Origin of the sequence: Polaribacter reichenbachii (genome assembly GCF_001975665.1) — a bacterium.
Classification (GTDB): domain Bacteria; phylum Bacteroidota; class Bacteroidia; order Flavobacteriales; family Flavobacteriaceae; genus Polaribacter; species Polaribacter reichenbachii.
Map to the genome: position 1 here is coordinate 1,640,659 of NZ_CP019419.1, position 19,331 is coordinate 1,659,989.

Annotated in this window: 18 protein-coding genes; 10 read left to right on the forward strand and 8 right to left on the reverse strand. The window is 28.8% G+C overall.

Annotated elements, in window-relative coordinates; genetic code table 11:
* Positions 1-475: 475 nt before the first annotated feature.
* The 3 genes from BW723_RS06815 to BW723_RS06825 all read left to right on the forward strand — a co-directional run bounded on the left by BW723_RS06815 (position 476) and on the right by BW723_RS06825 (position 2,663).
* Positions 476-817 (forward strand): hypothetical protein, encoded by a 342-nt coding sequence (locus BW723_RS06815; RefSeq protein ID WP_139059059.1) that lies wholly within the window; start codon positions 476-478, stop codon positions 815-817.
* A 117-nt stretch (positions 818-934) separates the two neighbouring features.
* Positions 935-2,146, forward strand: coding sequence for a GTPase HflX (gene hflX, locus BW723_RS06820; RefSeq protein WP_068357068.1), 1,212 nt, complete (start codon positions 935-937; stop codon positions 2,144-2,146).
* A complete protein-coding gene (locus BW723_RS06825; RefSeq protein ID WP_139059058.1) occupies positions 2,124-2,663 on the forward strand; it encodes a hypothetical protein in 540 nt (179 codons plus the stop codon). The genes hflX and BW723_RS06825 overlap by 23 nt, the downstream gene beginning before the upstream one ends.
* Here BW723_RS06825 and BW723_RS06830 read toward each other — a convergent pair whose 3' ends face one another.
* The 6 genes from BW723_RS06830 to BW723_RS06855 all read right to left on the reverse strand — a co-directional run bounded on the left by BW723_RS06830 (position 2,664) and on the right by BW723_RS06855 (position 7,140).
* Positions 2,664-3,785, reverse strand: a complete 1,122-nt coding sequence (locus tag BW723_RS06830) for a CNNM domain-containing protein (RefSeq protein ID WP_068357062.1) — start codon at positions 3,783-3,785, stop codon at positions 2,664-2,666.
* Positions 3,786-3,871: 86 nt separating this feature from the next.
* A complete protein-coding gene (locus BW723_RS06835) occupies positions 3,872-4,792 on the reverse strand; it encodes a DUF3078 domain-containing protein (protein ID WP_068357059.1) in 921 nt (306 codons plus the stop codon).
* 67 nt (positions 4,793-4,859) lie between these two features.
* The gene (locus BW723_RS06840) at positions 4,860-5,720 is read right to left on the reverse strand and encodes a DUF3078 domain-containing protein (RefSeq protein WP_068357055.1); all 861 of its coding nucleotides are present in this window, start codon (positions 5,718-5,720) and stop codon (positions 4,860-4,862) included.
* 31 nt (positions 5,721-5,751) lie between these two features.
* Positions 5,752-6,258, reverse strand: a complete 507-nt coding sequence (locus BW723_RS06845; RefSeq protein ID WP_068357052.1) for a DUF2480 family protein — start codon at positions 6,256-6,258, stop codon at positions 5,752-5,754.
* A gap of 110 nt (positions 6,259-6,368) precedes the next feature.
* Positions 6,369-6,689, reverse strand: a complete 321-nt coding sequence (locus BW723_RS06850) for a DUF59 domain-containing protein (protein WP_068357051.1) — start codon at positions 6,687-6,689, stop codon at positions 6,369-6,371.
* A 28-nt stretch (positions 6,690-6,717) separates the two neighbouring features.
* Positions 6,718-7,140, reverse strand: coding sequence for a SufE family protein (locus BW723_RS06855; RefSeq protein WP_068357050.1), 423 nt, complete (start codon positions 7,138-7,140; stop codon positions 6,718-6,720).
* Positions 7,141-7,321: 181 nt separating this feature from the next.
* Here BW723_RS06855 and BW723_RS06860 point away from each other — a divergent pair, with 181 nt between their 5' ends.
* From BW723_RS06860 to BW723_RS06885, 6 genes are all read left to right on the forward strand, one after another.
* Positions 7,322-8,248, forward strand: coding sequence for a PfkB family carbohydrate kinase (locus tag BW723_RS06860; RefSeq protein WP_068357047.1), 927 nt, complete (start codon positions 7,322-7,324; stop codon positions 8,246-8,248).
* A gap of 59 nt (positions 8,249-8,307) precedes the next feature.
* Positions 8,308-10,206, forward strand: coding sequence for an amidophosphoribosyltransferase (locus BW723_RS06865; protein ID WP_068357044.1), 1,899 nt, complete (start codon positions 8,308-8,310; stop codon positions 10,204-10,206).
* A gap of 136 nt (positions 10,207-10,342) precedes the next feature.
* Positions 10,343-12,277 carry a tetratricopeptide repeat-containing sensor histidine kinase gene (locus BW723_RS06870; protein WP_139059057.1) on the forward strand — a complete coding sequence of 645 codons (1,935 nt, stop codon included), beginning with the start codon at positions 10,343-10,345 and terminating at the stop codon, positions 12,275-12,277.
* The gene (locus tag BW723_RS06875) at positions 12,267-12,920 is read left to right on the forward strand and encodes a response regulator transcription factor (protein ID WP_068357038.1); all 654 of its coding nucleotides are present in this window, start codon (positions 12,267-12,269) and stop codon (positions 12,918-12,920) included. Before BW723_RS06870 ends, BW723_RS06875 begins: the two co-directional genes overlap by 11 nt.
* Positions 12,921-13,118: 198 nt before the next feature.
* On the forward strand, positions 13,119-14,666 hold the full coding sequence (locus BW723_RS06880; protein ID WP_068357034.1) for an outer membrane protein assembly factor BamB family protein: 1,548 nt from the start codon (positions 13,119-13,121) through the stop codon (positions 14,664-14,666).
* Between the two features lie 25 nt (positions 14,667-14,691).
* Positions 14,692-16,851 carry a T9SS type A sorting domain-containing protein gene (locus tag BW723_RS06885; protein ID WP_068357031.1) on the forward strand — a complete coding sequence of 720 codons (2,160 nt, stop codon included), beginning with the start codon at positions 14,692-14,694 and terminating at the stop codon, positions 16,849-16,851.
* A 67-nt stretch (positions 16,852-16,918) separates the two neighbouring features.
* Here BW723_RS06885 and BW723_RS06890 read toward each other — a convergent pair whose 3' ends face one another.
* The gene (locus BW723_RS06890; RefSeq protein ID WP_068357028.1) at positions 16,919-17,527 is read right to left on the reverse strand and encodes a superoxide dismutase; all 609 of its coding nucleotides are present in this window, start codon (positions 17,525-17,527) and stop codon (positions 16,919-16,921) included.
* A gap of 112 nt (positions 17,528-17,639) precedes the next feature.
* On the reverse strand, positions 17,640-18,650 hold the full coding sequence (gene fbp, locus BW723_RS06895; RefSeq protein WP_068357026.1) for a class 1 fructose-bisphosphatase: 1,011 nt from the start codon (positions 18,648-18,650) through the stop codon (positions 17,640-17,642).
* A gap of 201 nt (positions 18,651-18,851) precedes the next feature.
* On the opposite strand from fbp, the gene BW723_RS06900 reads away from it, so the two are divergent.
* Complete coding sequence (locus BW723_RS06900) at positions 18,852-19,331, forward strand: GNAT family N-acetyltransferase (protein WP_068357024.1); 480 nt, start codon at positions 18,852-18,854, stop codon at positions 19,329-19,331.

Genomic DNA, 19,331 nt, shown 5'->3' on the forward strand with positions numbered 1-19,331 from the left:
AAATAACTATTAAAAAGAGAGGGTATAAGAGTAGAAAAAAAGTGTAAAAAATTTGAATTAATTAGTTAAAACCTCATCTGTTGAGGTTTTTTCTTTTTTATAATATTTTCACCTTTTATTTTTAATGAATTTTCTACCAAACAAGATAAAATCTTTAATAAAAACAGATTTTATAATATTTATTATTTGTTCTCTTAATATTAAATTAATCTAGAATTTTATGTTGTTTTTAGTAGAAAAATAGAATTACTTTAATTATTCTTATGTTCTTTATTTTTCATTATTAAAATAGCTGTGTTTTAATAATTATTAACACTTTTTTGTTAGTTTATCTTTAATGTTAACACATTTAAAAATGTCAAAAACTAACTAAAATTACACCTTTTTATAACGTTTATTTTCACTTTTTAAATTACACTTCTACTAGTTTTGTGGTGTTAATTAATAACAACTAAAAATTAAAAAACATTAAAAAATGAAAAAGCTATCCATTGTATTTTTATTAACTTTTATGACCGTATTTTCTACTTTTTCCAATAATGATGATAAAACCAAAGAAGAAGTAAATAGTAAACTAAGAAATAAGATTGAACACTTATTAGGAGATTACCAAGATGTGTTAAGCAAAAATGTAGAAAAAGCATCTATAAAGTTTATCATTAACAGACAAGGAGAAATTATTGTTTTATCAGTAAACACAAGTAAAGATAATTTAGCAAGTTTTATTAAAAGTAAATTAAACTATAAAGTTGCTTCTATTAAAAATGTAAAATTTTTAAAAACCTATACGCTACCTGTAAAGTTTGTAAAAGAGTAATTTTTTTGAAAAATATTTGAATTTGAATTGGTTAATTAGAGCTTTTAGCTTAGCCTCAACAATAGTTGGGGCTTTTTTGGGTTTTAAAATAAAGAATAGTTTGTATTTTTGTATTATATGATAGATCAAAAAGAAGCCATTTCTGAAAAAGCCGTTTTAATAGGCGTTATTACACAACAACAAGACGAAGCAAAATCTACAGAGTATTTAGATGAGTTAGAGTTTTTAACATCAACTGCAGGCGGAGTTGCTGTAAAACGCTTTGTGCAAAAAATGGAAAGACCTAATCCTAAAACATTTTTAGGCGCTGGTAAATTAGAAGATGTAAGAGCTTACATTCACTCTAATGATATTGGTACTGCCATTTTTGACGATGAATTATCGCCAGCACAATTACGAAATATAGAGAAAATTTTAGATTGCAAAATTTTAGACAGAACCAATTTAATCTTAGATATTTTTGCACAAAGAGCTCAAACAAGTTCTGCAAAAACGCAAGTAGAATTAGCACAAAGCGAATATTTATTGCCTCGTTTAACAAGACTTTGGACTCACCTTGACAAACAAAAAGGGGGAATTGGAATGCGTGGACCTGGGGAAACAGAAATAGAAACAGATAGACGTATTATTCGTGATAAAATATCTTTACTAAAGAAAAGATTAAAAGTCATTGACAAACAAATGGCAGTTCAGCGTAAGAATCGTGGTAAAATGGTTCGTGTTGCTTTAGTAGGTTATACCAATGTTGGTAAATCTACTTTAATGAATGTTATTAGTAAAAGTGATGTTTTTGCAGAAAACAAACTTTTTGCAACCTTAGATACCACAGTGCGTAAAGTGGTTATTAAGAATATTCCGTTTTTAATGACAGATACAGTTGGGTTTATTAGAAAATTACCAACACAATTGGTAGAATCTTTTAAATCTACTTTAGATGAAGTTCGTGAAGCTGATTTGTTATTACATGTGGTAGATATTTCTCATCCTAATTTTGAAGACCATATTGCTTCTGTAAATGATATTTTAAGAGATATTAAGAGTGATGATAAACCTACTTTAATGGTTTTTAATAAGATTGATGCTTATGAACACGAAACTATTGATGAAGATGATTTAGATACCGAAAAAGGTAAAGAGCATTACACTTTAAAAGACTGGAAAAAAACTTGGATGAATAAAAATGAGGTTGAATCTATTTTTATTTCTGCTTTAAACAAAGAAAATCTAGACGATTTTAAAGACAAAACTTACGAAGAAGTAAAGAAAATACACATTCAACGTTTTCCTTATAACGACTTTTTATATTATGAATATAAAGAGGAGGAATAGTTACTTTAGTATTAAAAGTTTTAAACACTTAGTAACCTTATTTGTAATAATATTCTTGGTTTCTGGTTTTTCTAAAAACCAATCTTCTAGAAAAACACAGAAACCATCTGTTTTAGTTTTGCCTTCTTATGATTTAAATGCTAATGGAGGTTTTTCTCCAGAAATACAAGAGATCTTGGAGGAGAATTTTAAAAATAATTTAGAAATAAATTTGATAAAATTCCCTTTTAAAAAACTAATACATATTCCTTATCAAAATGTTTATGATAAGAAATATTGTAAATTACTTTTAGAAAAGTTAGATGTTGATTTTATATTAATGTCAAAAATTGATTTAAAAGATATTCTAGAACAAAATAAAAAATGGGACTTAAGTTTTAGAGTTTATAATGTTAAAGCAAATCAACAATTCGATTCTAAGTTAAAAGGAAAAGACTTGTCTTATGCTGAAATAGAAGAAAAAGTTCAAAATAATCATCAAATTTTGGTTGATGAGATATCAGATTTCAAAAATTAATTATTTTGAATCCTTTTTATCTTCTTCAATAATGCCCATTCTTTTTGCACGGTTTTCCCAAGATTTTCTTGCGTGTGCTTGTAAATCAGCAACATTATCAGTTTCGTCCATAATCTCTAAACCTAATAAGGTTTCAATAACATCTTCTTGAGAAACTAATCCACTAACAGAACCATATTCATCTACAACTAGAGCAATGTGTTCTTTTTCTTTAATTAATTTATCAAACAAATCTGGGATAGATAATTCTCTATTAGTAATTAAAATATCTCTTTTTATAGTTGCTAAAGTATCTGTTCCTTTACCACTTATAATTGCTTCTAATAAATTATCTTTTAAAAAGTAGCCCGTAATTTCATCAGGGTTTTCTTTAAAAACCGGAATTCTAGAAAAACGTAAATTTTTATGATCGTTGTAAAAAGCTTGTATAGTTTGGCTTTCATCCGCAGTTTCTAAAACTGTTCTTGGCGTCATTACATCATTTACTTTAATCTCTTTAAAACCTAAAAGATTTCTAATCACTTTACTTTCATTCTTTTGAAAAACACCGTCTTTTTCAGCCATTTCTGTCATTACTAAAAAGCCTTCTCTACTTAAAATACTTCCATGACCTTTGCCACCAATTAACTTTGTAGTAAGTTGTAGAACCCAAAGAATACCTGTCCATTTTAACGGAAAAATCATAATATTCAGTGCTTTAGAAGTAAAGTTAGATAACTGTTTCCAGTAAGTTGCACCAATAGTTTTTGGTATAATTTCTGAAGCCACTAAAATTAAAATTGTCATTATTGTAGAAACAACACCAACCATAACATCTTCAGTAAACTCAAAACCTAGAATACTACTTGTGTTAGTTCCGTACATTTCTGCATAAGCAACTTTTGCTTGTACACCCACTAAAATAGCACCAACAGTGTGTGCAATTGTGTTTATGGTTAAAATAGCAATTAAAGGCTTGTCTACATCTTTCTTTAAAGTTTCTAGTTCTGTTGCGTAACTTTCTCCTTCACTCTTTTTTAGGTTGATAAAAGTAGGAGTTATACTCAATAAAACTGCTTCTAAAATAGAACACAGAAATGAAAAGAAAATTGATATTGTTGCGTAAATTATTAATAAAGTCATCTACAGGATTTTAAGATACAAAAGTAATTAAAATATAAAACCTCAAGAATTTCTTGAGGTTTTAAATATGTTATTTTTTTATTTGCTTAAAAAGCGTAGCTTAAACCAAATAACCAATAAGATTGTAATTTGTTATCTACAGTTGCAAAAGTCTCTGCAGGATTATCGATTAAAGCATTATTTAAAGCTTCTTGTTTGTTATTTCTTAAACCAAGTTCAAAACCTAAACCTATACCTTTCCAGATTGTGTAACCAAAAGAGTTGGTCCATGTCCAGTTAGATAAATCACCATCTTTATAGCTTTGAAACATAGATAAGTTAGACTTTACACTTAAACCTTTGTATTTGTTTGTGTAATCTGCAACAATTTTTGCACCTAAAGAAGATTCAAAAACAGATTCTCCACTACTAAATACAAAATTGTAGTTTCCTGGGTGTATCACTACTACTAAATGGCTTGTTGGTGTCCAAGTTGCACCAGCACCAAAATCTAAGTAACCTGGGTCGTTAAAGTTGTCTAACAATGTTGTTCTGTATTCACCTAAAGCAGAAATTGCCCATTTTTTGTTTAATCTTCTACCATATAAAGAAGAAATTGTAAAAACGTCTGTTGCAGTTTCAAATTTATCAGAATCACTAGGGTCATCTTTATCATCAAACTTAACCCAACCTAAATTAATTGTACCAGAGTTTCTCCAGAAAAAATCTTCTTCTATTAAGTTTGCAAAACCATTAACAGTAATTCCAATATTACCAGCAGCAGTATTTGGTGCTGTTCTTGCATACCAATTGTTAAAGCCAGATAAGCTAGCACCAATAGTACCAAATGCACCTTTTCTCCAGCCAGGTAAAGCATCAATTTTAGCTTGTAACGCTTTTACTTCTCCTTGTAATTTAGCAATTTGAGCTTTTTTAGGAGCTTGTTCTTTTTTTAATTCTTCAGCAGTTTGTGCATTTGCAGAAAAGCTAATGCATACTAATAATAGTAGAATAGAAAGTTTTTTCATTTGTTTGTTTTTATTTTTAAAAAATAAGCGTGCAAAAGTACACTTTATAATTTAGACCATAAATTTACTAATAAGTCACTTTATCATGGAAATTATAATTAACACCCAAGCCAAATAATTGTTTAAATTGAATTCTACTAGACGCATTATCATCAATAATAGTGTGGAAAGTCATTAACATTTTAATAGATTTGTTTACCTGAAAACGGATATTTGTTTGATAATCAGTATCAATATTCCCTACATTAGCTAAATAATCAGAATAAAGGGTTAAGATGTTTTCCATTTGTATGTTTTCCATCAATTTAAATTTGTAATAACCAGATAAGTTAAAACCTAAACTAAAAGCTGTATTTCTGCCTTCGTCTACACCAAATTTACCAGAAAATTCATCGTTTACGAATGTGTATCTAGCAGTTCCTGGTGCAATATTAACATTTAAATTATCCGATTTTTTCCATAACATTCCTGGTCCAAAAGTTAAATATGCAGGCGATAAAAAGTCTGAAACAGAAGTTTTAGGTTCTACATTATAATTAAAACCTTCTGAATATTGTGATTTAAAATTGCTTATAAAAGAAAAAAACCAATAGGTAGTTGTTTTAATACCAAGTACAGAGTTTAATTCGAAACGGTCGTCTGTCTTTCTCCAGCCTTTATCACTAAAATGACTTAAACCATAGCTAGTAATTAATCTTGTATCCCAGTTTACGTTGTTTTTTTTGTAATTAAAATCATAATTAATATTAAAATTACCTGCTACAGTATTTTCTCCTCCAGAAGACCAATTTGTAAAGGAAGATTGATTGAAAATAAACGCAAATTTTCCGTTTATTTTCCATTTGGGTTGTGGTTCATCTTTTTTCTTTTTTTGAGATGAAAGGCTTAGAGAGCATAAAGAGAAAAGTAATAACAATAAATTTTTCACGATATAAAACTTTGAATTACACAAAAATAACTTAAATTTTAGATTTATAAAGAGGCACAGTTGAGCAAGCTTCTCCAAACATTATAGACTTAGCAACTGGCTGTAATTTTTCTATTAAAAAAGCAAATGCAGAAGCAGGTATGGGTTTGTCTGCGCAACCTTTTATAATTACTGGCTTATCAGAAAAATCTCTTAAATCTAAAAAACCAATTAATTCTTGATATATAACAGTTTCTAGCAATTCTAAATCGCCAATAACTACTTTATTAGCAAATGGCATTAATTCTGAAGCAACTAACATAAAAGCCCAAGAAGGTATAATGGCATCTACAGAGCAAGTTACAGCTACAAAAGAATTTTTGTACTGTTCCCAATTATGGTTTTTAACTGAATCTCTAAAGTCTTTTTCTTTTAGAATAAGCTCTTCATATAGCCAATCTTTAATATCAAACACAACTCTTTTACCCTCTGGATAAATTTCTTCTAAGTCGAATGTTTTTAGTTTGCTATTGGCAACTCTATTTATAATTTCTTCCATTTTTCTTTAAGTTTCAAAGTTTCAAAGTTTCAAAGTTTCAAAGTTTTTTAGTTTTGAACACTGAACACTGAACACTGAACACTGAACACTGAACACTGAACACTGAAATACTACAGCATTCCTAATTCTAACTTTGCTTCTTCACTCATCATTTCTTGAGTCCAAGTTGGGTCGAAAGTAATTTCTACTTCACACTCGTTTATTTCTTTTAATGTTTTTACTTTATCTTCTACTTCTACAGGTAAACTTTCTGCAACTGGGCAGTTAGGCGATGTTAAGGTCATTAAAATTTTTGCATTGTTTTCATCCGAAACAAAAACATCGTAAATTAAACCTAACTCGTAAATATCTACTGGTATTTCTGGATCAAAAATGGTTTTTAGAACTCTTATAATTTTATCTCCTATTTCTTCTAATTCTTTGTCTGTCATTGTTGTTTTATTTGTCCTTTAAGGAAAACTAATTTATTTTAGTTTGTTGCGCAATTGCGTACATTTTTATCTGTTTTACCATAGAAACTAAGCCATTTGCTCTTGTTGGCGATAAATGTTCTTTTAAACCAATTTCATCAATAAAATTTGTGTCAGCATTTAAAATATCTGCTGGTTTTTGTTCAGAAAAAACGCGCAATAATAATGCCACAATTCCTTTTGTTAAAATTGCATCACTGTCTGCTGTATATTTTATGGTATCGTTTTCTAATTCAGAGTAAAGCCAAACTTTAGATTGGCATCCTTTTATTAAGTTTTCATCTAATTTGTACTGAGCATCAATAATTGGTAACGATTTACCTAATTCTATAATGTATTCATAACGCTCCATCCAATCATCGAACATAGAAAACTCATCAATAATTTCTTCTTGTATTTCTTTGATAGTCATTTTTAAAACTTATTTTTGCCATTTGTAATTTATTGCACAATAATCGTGCAAAATTAGGCATAAAAAGGCATTTTATGTCTTAATAATATAAAAGAAAGATTTTTTATTAACAAACTATAGAGAGATTAATATTTCTCTTAAATTAAAAACCCCTTCTTTTTTAGAAGGTTTAGAGGCACTTATGAGCAAATTATTGGCAGTTGGTACTGTAGCATTTGATGCAATTGAAACACCATTTGGTAAAACAGATAAAATTTTAGGAGGTTCAGGAACTTTTGTAGGTTTAGCTGCAAGCACTTTTGGTATAGAAACTGGTGTAGTTTCTGTGGTTGGTGGAGATTTCCCTGACAATTATCTTACTATGATGAACAGTAAAGGTATTAATACTGATGGTGTAGAGGTAATTAAAGAAGGTAAAACGTTTTTTTGGAGTGGTAAATATCATAATGATATGAATTCTAGAGACACTTTAGTTACAGAATTAAATGTGTTAGAGAACTTTAAACCAGTTGTGCCAGAAAGTTTTAAAGATGCAGGTATTGTAATGTTAGGTAATTTACATCCTTTAACACAAGCTTCTGTATTAGATCAAATGACAGAAAGACCAAAATTAGTTGTTTTAGACACAATGAATTTTTGGATGGATATTGCTTTAGAAGATTTGCATACTGTTTTAAAAAGAGTAGATGTAATTACGATTAATGATGAAGAAGCACGCCAGCTTTCAGGAGAATATTCTTTGGTAAATGCTGCAAAGAAAATTCACGAAATGGGACCAAAATATGTGGTTATTAAAAAAGGAGAACATGGAGCTTTATTATTTAGTGAAGGAAAAATGTTTTTTGCACCAGCTTTACCTTTAGCAGAAGTTTTTGATCCAACAGGAGCAGGAGATACTTTTGCAGGTGGTTTTTGTGGCTATTTAGCAAAAACAGAAAATATTTCTTTCGAGAATATGAAAAACGCCATTATTTACGGTTCTAATTTAGCTTCTTTCTGTGTAGAGAAATTTGGTACAGAGCGTATGCAAGAGTTAACAGAAGATGAAATAAGAGTTCGATTACAGGCTTTTAGAGAATTAACACAATTTGATATAAACATTTCATAATTTAATCCGCGGTTTTTGCTGCGGATTTTTTATTTCAATAACATAAAATATTACAACTAATGAGTGATGCTATTAAACACGAATGTGGAATTGCACTTGTTCGATTAAAGAAGCCTTTACAGTTTTATAAAGACAAATACGGTTCTGCTTTTTACGGAATTAATAAAATGTATTTGTTAATGGAAAAGCAACACAATCGTGGCCAAGATGGTGCTGGTTTTGCAAGTGTTAAGTTTAATATAACTCCAGGAACCAGATATATTAGTAGAGTTCGTTCTAACAAAACGCAACCTATTCAAGATATTTTTGCGCAAATTAATGATCGTATTAATGGTGTTTTAGAAAAAAATCCAGATAAGAAAGATGATGTAAAGTGGCAAGAAGAAAATATGCCTTACGTTGGTAATCTTTTCTTAGGGCACGTTCGTTATGGAACTTTTGGTAAAAATTCTATAGAAAGTGTACATCCATTTTTACGCCAAAGTAACTGGAAACACAAAAATTTAATTGTGGCTGGTAATTTTAATATGACAAATTCTAATCAAATATTAGAAGAGTTAATAGAATTAGGTCAGCATCCAAAAGAGTTTACAGATACTGTAACTGTAATGGAAAAAATTGGTCATTTCTTAGAAGATGAAGTTGGTAAATTATACCAAGAAGCCAAGAAAAAAGGTTTTAATAAAAGAGACGCATCACCTTATATAGAAGAAAATTTAAAACTAAGAAAAGTATTAAAAAGATCTTCTAAAAACTGGGATGGTGGTTATGCAATGGCTGGTTTAGTGGGGCATGGAGATGCTTTTGTTTTAAGAGATCCAAATGGAATAAGACCTACTTATTTTTATGAAGATGATGAGGTTGTTGTTGTAGCATCAGAAAGACCAGTAATACAAACTGTGTTTAATGTTAAGATCGATAAAGTACAAGAATTAGAAAGAGGTCATGCATTAATTATTAAAAAAAGTGGTAAAGTTTCTATAAAGAAAGTTTTAGAACCTAGAGAAAAGAAATCTTGTTCTTTTGAGCGTATTTATTTTTCTAGAGGTAGTGATGCTTCTATTTATGAAGAACGTAAAAATTTAGGGAAATATGTTTTTCCTAAAATCTTAAAAGCTATAGATTCTGATGTTTCTAATACTGTATTTTCGTTTATTCCAAATACAGCAGAAACTTCCTTTTATGGAATGACAGAAGCTGCAGAAGATTTGTTAAACGAACAAAAAACAGCAAAGATTTTAGCTGGAGGTAAAAATTTATCCGCAGAAAAAGTAACAGAAATTTTATCAGAAAGACCACGTTTTGAGAAAATTGCCATAAAAGATGCCAAATTAAGAACTTTTATTGCTGATGATAATTCACGTGATGATTTAGTAGAACACGTTTACGATATTACTTATGGTGTTGTAAAACCTACAGATAATTTGGTAATTATAGACGATAGTATTGTTCGTGGTACAACACTTAAAAAGAGTATTATTAGAATTTTAGATCGTTTAAACCCTAAGAAAATTGTAGTGGTTTCTTCTGCTCCGCAAATTCGTTACCCAGATTGTTACGGAATTGATATGGCAAGAATTGAAGCATTTATTGCTTTTAAAGCTGCTTTGGCTTTGTTAAAAGATCATAATAAATATCATATTGTAGATGATGTTTATAAAAAATGTAAAGCACAACAATCTAAAAACGATGACCAAATTGTAAATCACGTTAAAGAAATTTATAGTTCATTTACACCAGAAGAAATTTCTTCTAAAATTGCTGAAATGTTAAAAACAGAAGATATTAATGCAGAGGTAGAAGTTATTTATCAAACTATAGAAGGCTTGCACAAAGCTTGTCCAGATAATTTAGGAGATTGGTATTTTACAGGAGATTACCCTACTCCTGGAGGAATGAGAGTTGTAAATCAGGCTTTTATTAATTTCTATGAAGGTAATGACGAAAGAGCATATTAAAATGATATTTAATTTTTAATTGATAAAAGGCTTCTATATTTTAGAAGTCTTTTTTTTGTTACTTATTGATACATAAAACATTACTAACTTTTTGTAAAGCTGTTAATTTTTTTCATTTTTGTTAAAATTAAAAGCTATGAAAGTAAAAATTGCAATTTTCTTCCTTTTTTTTACAATTTTCGCATTAGAATCGCAAAATATTAGAAAAAAAATTGATAGTCTTAAACAGGAGGTAAAATTTCTTAGAGACACTTCATTAATAAAATCTTTAGATAAAATATCTGGTTTATATAAAAGAATAGATATTGATAGTTCCTTAATATTTGCGAAGAAATCTTTAGAAGGTGCTGTTGCAATTAAAAATGATAAATTTACTGCATTAGCGTATAATAATTTAGGAACAATATATGAATCTAAATCTTTGTTAGATAGTGCTTTGTATTGTCATAAAAGAAGTTTACAAATAAAAACTAAAATAAAGGATACTATTGGTATTGCAGATACGTATAATAATTTTGGAATTATTTATGATTTAAGAGGAGAATACTTAAAATCATTACAAAACTATTTTAAAGCTCTAGAAGTTTATGAAAGTACAAATGTTACTTTTAATAAAGTACCTATGGTACTTGTAAATATTGGAATTGTTTATAAAAAACAGAAAAACTATAAAAAAGTTTTAGAATTTTATACCAAAGCAATAAAAATATATAAAGACAACAATCATAAACTTGGCACAGTAATAACAACGGGTAACATAGCAAGTGTTTATTTAGAATTGAAAGATTATAAACAAGCAATAATAAACTCTTTAGAAGCTAAGAAGGGATTTAAAGAATTATCTTATGAAGTTTATCTGCCTTTTATGGATCATAATATTGCAATTGCAAAAGATGGTTTAGAAGAATACTTGGAGGCTAGAAAAATATATAATTCAATAATTATTGAATTTGAAAATCAAAATGCACTTTTTGAACTTTCGGATGCAAAAATAAATTTAGCTAAGAACTATACAAAAACTAATAATTTACATTTTGCTATAAAAGAATTAAAAGAAGCATTAATTATTATAAAAAAAAATAAATTTAAAGAAAAGGAATTAACGGTTTTAAAGTTATTATCTAAAAATCAAGGTAATTTAAATAGTTTTAAAGAAGCGTATAATAACCTTATAACTTATGATATAAAGAAAGATTCTGTTTTTGAGCAAGAAAAAACAAAAGCTATTTTAGAGTTAGAAACTAAATATCAAACAGAAAAAAAGGAGAAAGAACTTTTAGAAACTAGAACAGAAAAAGCAGAAACAGAATTGGCTTTATCTAAAACCATAACCTGGGTTTATATTTTAATAGGTGGTTTAGCATTGGCAATCATGTTATTTTTTAATATTAGCCAAAGAAATAAAAGAAAAAATCAGGAAGAAATTTTAGCTCAAAAAGAACGCGGTTTAAAAGCTATTATAGATGCACAAGAAGAAGAGCGTAGTAAAATTGCAAGAGAATTGCATGATGGAGTTGTACAACAAATAGGGAGTGTTATTTTAAAATCTAGAAATATGCTTTCCAAGATGGATTTATTACGATCTAAAGAGTCTCAAGAATTACTAGAAAGTTTAGAAAACTCAAACCAAGATTTAAGAAATATCTCACATCAAATGATGCCAAGAACATTAAAAGAATTAGGTATTATACCTGCTTTAAACGATTTGCTAGAAGGTAGTTTAGCTTTATCAAATATAAAATTTAGTTTAGAGCATTTTAATATTGAAGAAAGATTACCACAAAAAATAGAAGTTACAATTTATAGAATAATTCAAGAGCTTATTAACAATATTATAAAACATAGTAAAGCAGATGAAGTTAGTGTGCAATTATTTAATACTAATAATACAGCTATTTTAATTGTAGAAGATAATGGAGTGGGTTTTTCATCTAAAGAAAGTAAAAAAGGAATTGGTTTACTTAATATTTCTAGCAGATTAGATTTGGTAAAAGGAGAGGTTAATTATGCCCCAAGCCCTAAAAGTGGTACTTTAGTAACTATAAAAATTCCGCTAGAAAATGCCTATTAAAATTTTAATTGCAGACGATCATCCTTTAATAGCAGAAGGTATTAAAAATACGTTCGAAAACTTAGTAGATTTTAATGTAGTTGCAACTGTAAATAATGGAGCAGAAGCTATAGGTTACATAGAAAAACATTTAGTAGATGTTGCTTTGTTAGATATAAATATGCCAATAATGGATGGTGTAGAATGTGCAAAAGAAATTGTAAAAAACCACAAACATATTAAAGTTGCTATACTTTCTATGCTACAAGAATCATCAATTATAAAAAGTTTGCTAGAAATTGGTGTAAAAGGGTATATGTTAAAAACAATACCAAGTGATGAGTTATTGCTGGCTATAAAAAACATTTATCAAGGTAAAGAATACTTTAATTCAGATGTTACAAAAGCTTTAATTTCTGATGATAAGTCAAAATCTTTTCATCAATATTCAAAAAAATCACCTCTTTTAGAAGAACTTACATCAAGAGAAAAAGAAGTTATAAAATACATTTCTCAAGGATTAACTAACGCTCAAGTTGGCGAAAAACTCTTTATTAGTCATAGAACTGTAGATACTCACAGAACTAATATTATGAGAAAATTAAACATTAATAATGTGGCGTCTTTAATACGTTTTGCTTTTCAAAACGGACTTGCTTCTTAAAAATAAGGTAAATACCTTAGTTAAATACGTAAAATACTCTATTTACTTTCTTTCTTTTCGAAACTACTTTTGGATTGTTAATTTACTGTATCCTAAAAAATTATAAAATACATAACACTATCCATCTCATATTCTTTTTTTAGGATGAATTAACCATTGAGCAATGGATGTTGTTTTATATCTAAAAATAAATCAAAAATGAAAAAAGCAGTTTTATTATTAATGGTTTTTGCATTTTATGCAAACATAACTATAGGTCAAGAATGGACTAAAGATTTTCCTGGAAAAATTAATCTAGTAAAAATGTCTGATGCAGGTATAGCAATTGTAGGAACAAATGATGCGCTTTATGGAGTTAATGATAAGGGAGAAATACTTTGGGAAAATGAAAAACTAAGAAAAGTAGAAGAAGAAAGAGTTCAAATTTTATCGGGTACAGAATTAGTATTTATAAGTGATAAAGGAATGTTATCTAGAAATAGAGTTTTAAATGCAAATACAGGTAAAGAATATGCAAATTCTGGTAAAAAAGGAGATAATATTATTGGTGTAAGAGTTATACATGGTACAAATCAGTTATGGACATTAAAAGGTACTAGAGGTATAAATACGTGGAGTTTAGATACAAATACTTTGCAATATGGTTGGGGCAGAAATGAAATAAAAAGTGATATTGCTGTTGATAAAATGGCTAGTTTAACTTGGTCTTTTAGAGGGGCTCAACCACTTTTGTATACAGGGAAAAACAGCGCAATTGTTCATTTAGGTTTATCTCATTTAGCAAATGTAGATTTAACTACGGGTAAAGATATTTGGCGTTTTAATTGGAAACCATATAAAATGAAAGACGCAAAATCTAGTACGCTTTCTAATGGTTTTTCTGCAATGAAATTAGATGAAGAAACAAATACTCTTTATTTTCCATTTAAATCTCAACTAATAGCTCTAGATGTTAATTCTGGAACTCCAAAATGGAATCCTAAAAAAGGAGGTAAAACTGGCAAAGTACTAAGTATGTTTGTTACTAAAGAAGGAGTTTTAGTATTAACACCTAAAGGGTTGCAATTATTAGATAAAGCAACAGGAAATTTAGTGTGGAAAAAACCAATTAAAATTAAAAATGCTATAGAAAGTATTCTTTTACAAGATAATCATGATTTTTTTGCTATTTCTAAAGGAAGCATCATTAAAATTGATGTTGCTAATAAAAGCACAAAAGTACTAACGGAGAAAATTAAATTTTCTGGAAAAGAAAGTTTCCAGAGCTTAGAAATAGTTGATGATTTAATTATTCTTTCTGCGTCTCAAAACGTAGCGGCTTTTAATAAAAATACAGGAGAAAAAGTGCACCACACATATTTAAAAGCGCCTGGTTCTAGTCTTTTGGCTATTACTCAAAATTTAGTTTTAGCAACTGTTGCTGTTGCAGCAACTGCAAATAGTCAAAATATTAATTCTCAAAATTCAACTTCTGGTACTTACACTTATCATAAATATACACCAGCTGTAATGAAATCTGGTGGTTCTGCTTCAGAAACAAAAGGAGATATTATTTATATCAGTACAAAATTTAAAGATGCAGATGCGAAAGGTTTTGGTGTAGCAAAAGTGAATAAAAAAACAGGCGAAATTATAGAGAAAATAGTTATAGGAGATAGAGATCCTTTATATGCAATTAACCATAATAAAGGAAATTTTTTTTATAAATCAGATCATAAAACACTTGCAATGAAAAGTTTAAAATAAGAATTAGTATTTAAAAATAAATATTATGAAAAAAATTACTTTACTTATAATTACTTGTTTGTTATCAATATCTACAAATGCACAAACTTGGACCAAATTAACGTTGCCAGAAACAGGTAAAGCTGTAAAAGATTTATATGAAGATGTTAACGGTAATTTAATAACATTAACTGCTCAAGGTATATTTAAGAGTGATGATAATGCAGAAACTTGGACTCTTTTAGATAGAAATATGGAGGGAGAAAATATATTACTTGCTACCAATAGTGGTAATATTTGGGTTGCAGGAGATGGAATTATTAAATACAATGGCGCTACTTCAGATCAACAAGACAATGTTGGTAGCTCAACAGCAATGATAGAATTAAGTAGTGGTAAAATTTTAAGTATTGTAAAAGAAGGTACAACTATTTGGAATTCAAAACACTATTTATCAATCTCTACAGATAATGGAGAAACTTTCAATAAAAATAACAATGTTACAAATGTTTATTTAAAAGCAAATGTGAAAGGTGAGTTAATGGCTAAGAAAAACGATGACGTATTTTATTTAGGCTCAGATAAAAACTTATACAAATCTACAGATAAAGGAGAAACTTTTTCAGCAATGGGAGCTCCAATAACTTATACAGATAAAGATAATGGATTGTGTTTAGACAGAGAAACAGGTGTTTTTTATGCTTTATGGGGTTCTAGCAACGCTAAAGATTTAATGAAATCTACAGATGATGGAGCAACTTGGTCTAAAGTAAATTCAAGTAAATTGTATGGTGTAGATAAAGTTATTGCAAATAATAATATAGTTATTATTCATGGTTCGTGGATGTTTTTGTATTCTTCTGATGGTGGTACAACTTTTATGAACAAGAGTAGTATGTTCGAGTCTGGTAGTTTTCCAGAAAAAGTAGTAATAACATCAAAAGGAAAAGTTTTTGGTACAAATATTAAAGAGAATGCTATTGTAGAATTAGAGGTAGAAAATGAAACAAAAGCGTTAAAAACACAAGGATTAGATTATGCAAATGTTAAAGGGGTTTCTTATAATGGTACACGTATTGCAGCTTGTTTAGATGGCTATGTACATTATACAGATGATTATGGAACAACTTGGAAACAACTAAAAGGAGCAGGAGCTTTGGCAGGAAATACATACGTTGCTAAAAACGGAAAAGTATATACTGCAAGTTACAAAAGTGGTACTTGGAATGGAGTATTTGTAAAAAATGAAGCAGATGATACAATGATTTCTGTAAATGCAGACGTTAGTAGTGTGTGGAATATGAAAAGTATGTTTGAAGATGATAACGGAAACATTTATTGTCTTAGTAATTTATATGGCTTATACAAATCTGCAGATGGAATAAATTTTACTCAAATAACAAATGCACCTTATGATAATTTAAACGATATGTCTATGTGGTTTGATGCTAGCCTAAAAAGAATATATGCAATTGTACCTGGAGAAGTTTTTTATTCAGATGATTATGCTGAAACTTGGACAAAAGGAACACCACCTTCAGCATTTCAAAATAATTTCTTTAAAGGTAATGGAGGTATCTGGACATTTGCCAATTATGGAACAGGAGCTGCAACTGGTTTCTATTTTTCTACTGATTTAACACAATGGACTGGGCCAAATAAACCAAATATAAGTTTTGATAATAGATGGGATGAACCTGTGCAAGGAAACTTAGGGTTTTTGTATAGAGCACACAAAGACAATGCTTATAAAGGAGGTACAGTATTAGAATCTAAAGACAATGGTTTAACTTGGAGTTCTTATGCAGATGGACTAGATTCTGTAAAAGGGTATGGTTTTAATGGAGGTGATAAAGGTGTGCCTTATAATCAAATATTGGCTTCTAATGATAAACTTCTTTTAGCAACCATTGGCTCTATTTATATATCAAATCAAGGAGTAAGTTTGTCTGTTGAAGACAATAATGCTAAAGAAGAAATAAGTTTGTACCCAAATCCAGCCGCTAATTTTCTAAATTTAAAAGTTGATAATCAACAAATAAAAGAAGTGAAAATTTATAATTTATTAGGTAAAGAAGTTTTAAAAACTTTATTAAAAGGTGATGAAAAAAAACAAATTAACATATCTAATTTATCAAAAGGAATGTATGTTATTCAAATAAAAACGGATGTAAATACTTTTGCTAAAAAAATTATTAAACAATAGAAAAAAATAATTACAATAAAAAAAGCATCCATTTCTGGATGCTTTTTTAATATAATAGAGAATCTAATTACTTAGCTTCAGCATATCTTTTTTCAACTTCATTCCAGTTGATAACTTTAAAGAAAGCATCAATATAATCTGGTCTTCTGTTTTGGTAATTTAAGTAGTATGCATGTTCCCAAACATCTAATCCTAAAATAGGAGTTCCTCCACAAGTTACACCTGGCATTAATGGATTGTCTTGGTTTGGAGTAGAACAAACTTCTACTTTACCACCTGGAAGCACACATAACCAAGCCCAACCAGAACCAAACTGAGTTGCTGCAGCTTTAGAAAAAGCATCTATAAAAGCTTCTTTAGAACCAAAAGCAGCTTCAATTGCATCTTTTAATTCACCAGATAAATAACCTTTACCTTCAGGATTCATAACAGACCAAAATAAAGAGTGGTTGTAAAATCCACCACCATTATTTCTAACAGCACCATTACTCATATCTAAGTTAGTTAAAATATCTTCGATAGATTTTCCTTCTAAATCAGTTCCTTCAATTGCTGCGTTTAATTTTGTTGTATATCCATTATGATGTTTTGTATGGTGTATTTCCATTGTTCTAGCATCAATATTTGGTTCTAATGCATCGTAAGCATATCCTAATTCTGGTAATTCAAAAGCCATAATTCTTTATATTAAATTGATTAAATTAATTTTTGTTGTACAAACTTAACTATAAATAGATGGTTTTACAAGAAGTTTACGATTTGATAATTTATTGCAGTATAAAAAACATTTATTCGCCAAATGTTTGCATAAACTTATGTACTTTTTTAACCATATTTTTACTGCCACAAACAAAAGGAACTCTTTGGTGTAGCTCTGTTGGTTCTATTTCCATAATTCTATTATATCCATCAGAAGCCAAACCACCAGCCTGTTCTGCTAAAAAAGCCATAGGACTACATTCATACAACAAACGTAATTTTCCCTTCGGATTTTTAGATCCTTTTGGGTACATATAAATCCCTCCTTTTATCATATTTCTATGAAAATCAGAAACTAAAGAACCAATATATCTACTAGTGTAAGGTCTGTCTCCTTCTTCAGCTTGGCAATACTTAATATACATTTTAATTCCGGCAGGAAAATCTAAATAATTCCCTTCGTTTACTGAATAAATTTTTCCATCATCAGGAAATTTCATATCAGGATGTGATAAATACCAACTTCCTAAAGCAGGATTTAATGTAAAACCATTTACACCATTTCCTGTAGTATAAACCAACATTGTAGAAGTACCATAAACAATATAACCAGCAGCAACTTGTTTGTCTCCAGTTTGTAAAAAATCTTGTAATTCAACAGGTGTTCCAACAGGAGTAACCCTTCTGAAAATAGAGAAAATAGTTCCTACAGAAACATTAACATCTATATTAGATGAACCATCTAAAGGGTCCATTAATACAACATATTTGTTTTGATGGTTTTCATCTTTACTGTTAATAATGATAAAATCGTCTTCTTCTTCACTAGCAATTCCACAAACAATGTTTCTGTCTGTAAGTGTTTGAATAAAAATTTCATTGGCATAAACATCCAACTTTTGTTGATCTTCACCCTGAATATTAGTGTCTCCAGCAGCTCCAGTGATGTCTACAAGACCGGCTTTATTTACTTCGTGATTTACAACCTTCCCTGCTAATCTTAATGAATTTAGTAATCGAGATAATTCTCCTGATGAATACTTAAAATCGTTCTGATTTTCAATGATAAATTCTCCTAAAGTTTGATTTTTTTTTGCCATTATTATAGTTGATATTTAAATATTTAACAAATATCCAAACTTTTTTATTTTACTACAACGTTTTCGAAATATATTTTTGTCAGAATTTGAGTGTTTTCAAGAATCTTTAAAAAATTGAACAAAATAACTTTTATTGTCAAAAATCATCATTAATTTTTAGCGATTACAAAATCAAGTATCTTTGAGCAAAATTTTTAAAAAATGAGTTTCAATATAAGGTTAGGAGAAGAAAGAGATATGCAGTCTGTATTAGATTTAATTACGGAATTAGCAGTTTTTGAAAAAGAGCCAGAAGCTGTAGAGATTACTGTAGAAGATTTAATTAGTGATGGATTTTCTAAACACCCAAAGTTTAAGGTTTTTGTAGCAGAACAAGAAAATAAAATTATAGGAATTGCACTTTTTTATGAACGTTTTTCTACTTGGAAAGGAAGAACAATTCATTTAGAAGACTTAATTGTTACCAAAGAAAAACAAAAAATAGGAGCAGGGAAGGCCTTATATACAGCTGTTTTAAAATACGCTTACGATAATAACTTTAACAGAGTTGCTTGGGAGGTAATCGATTGGAACACAAATGCTATTGAATTTTATAAAAGTACAGGTGCAACTTATTTAAACGATTGGTCTGTAGTGCAGATGAATAAAGAGAATTTAGCAAAATTTATAGAAAATAATTAA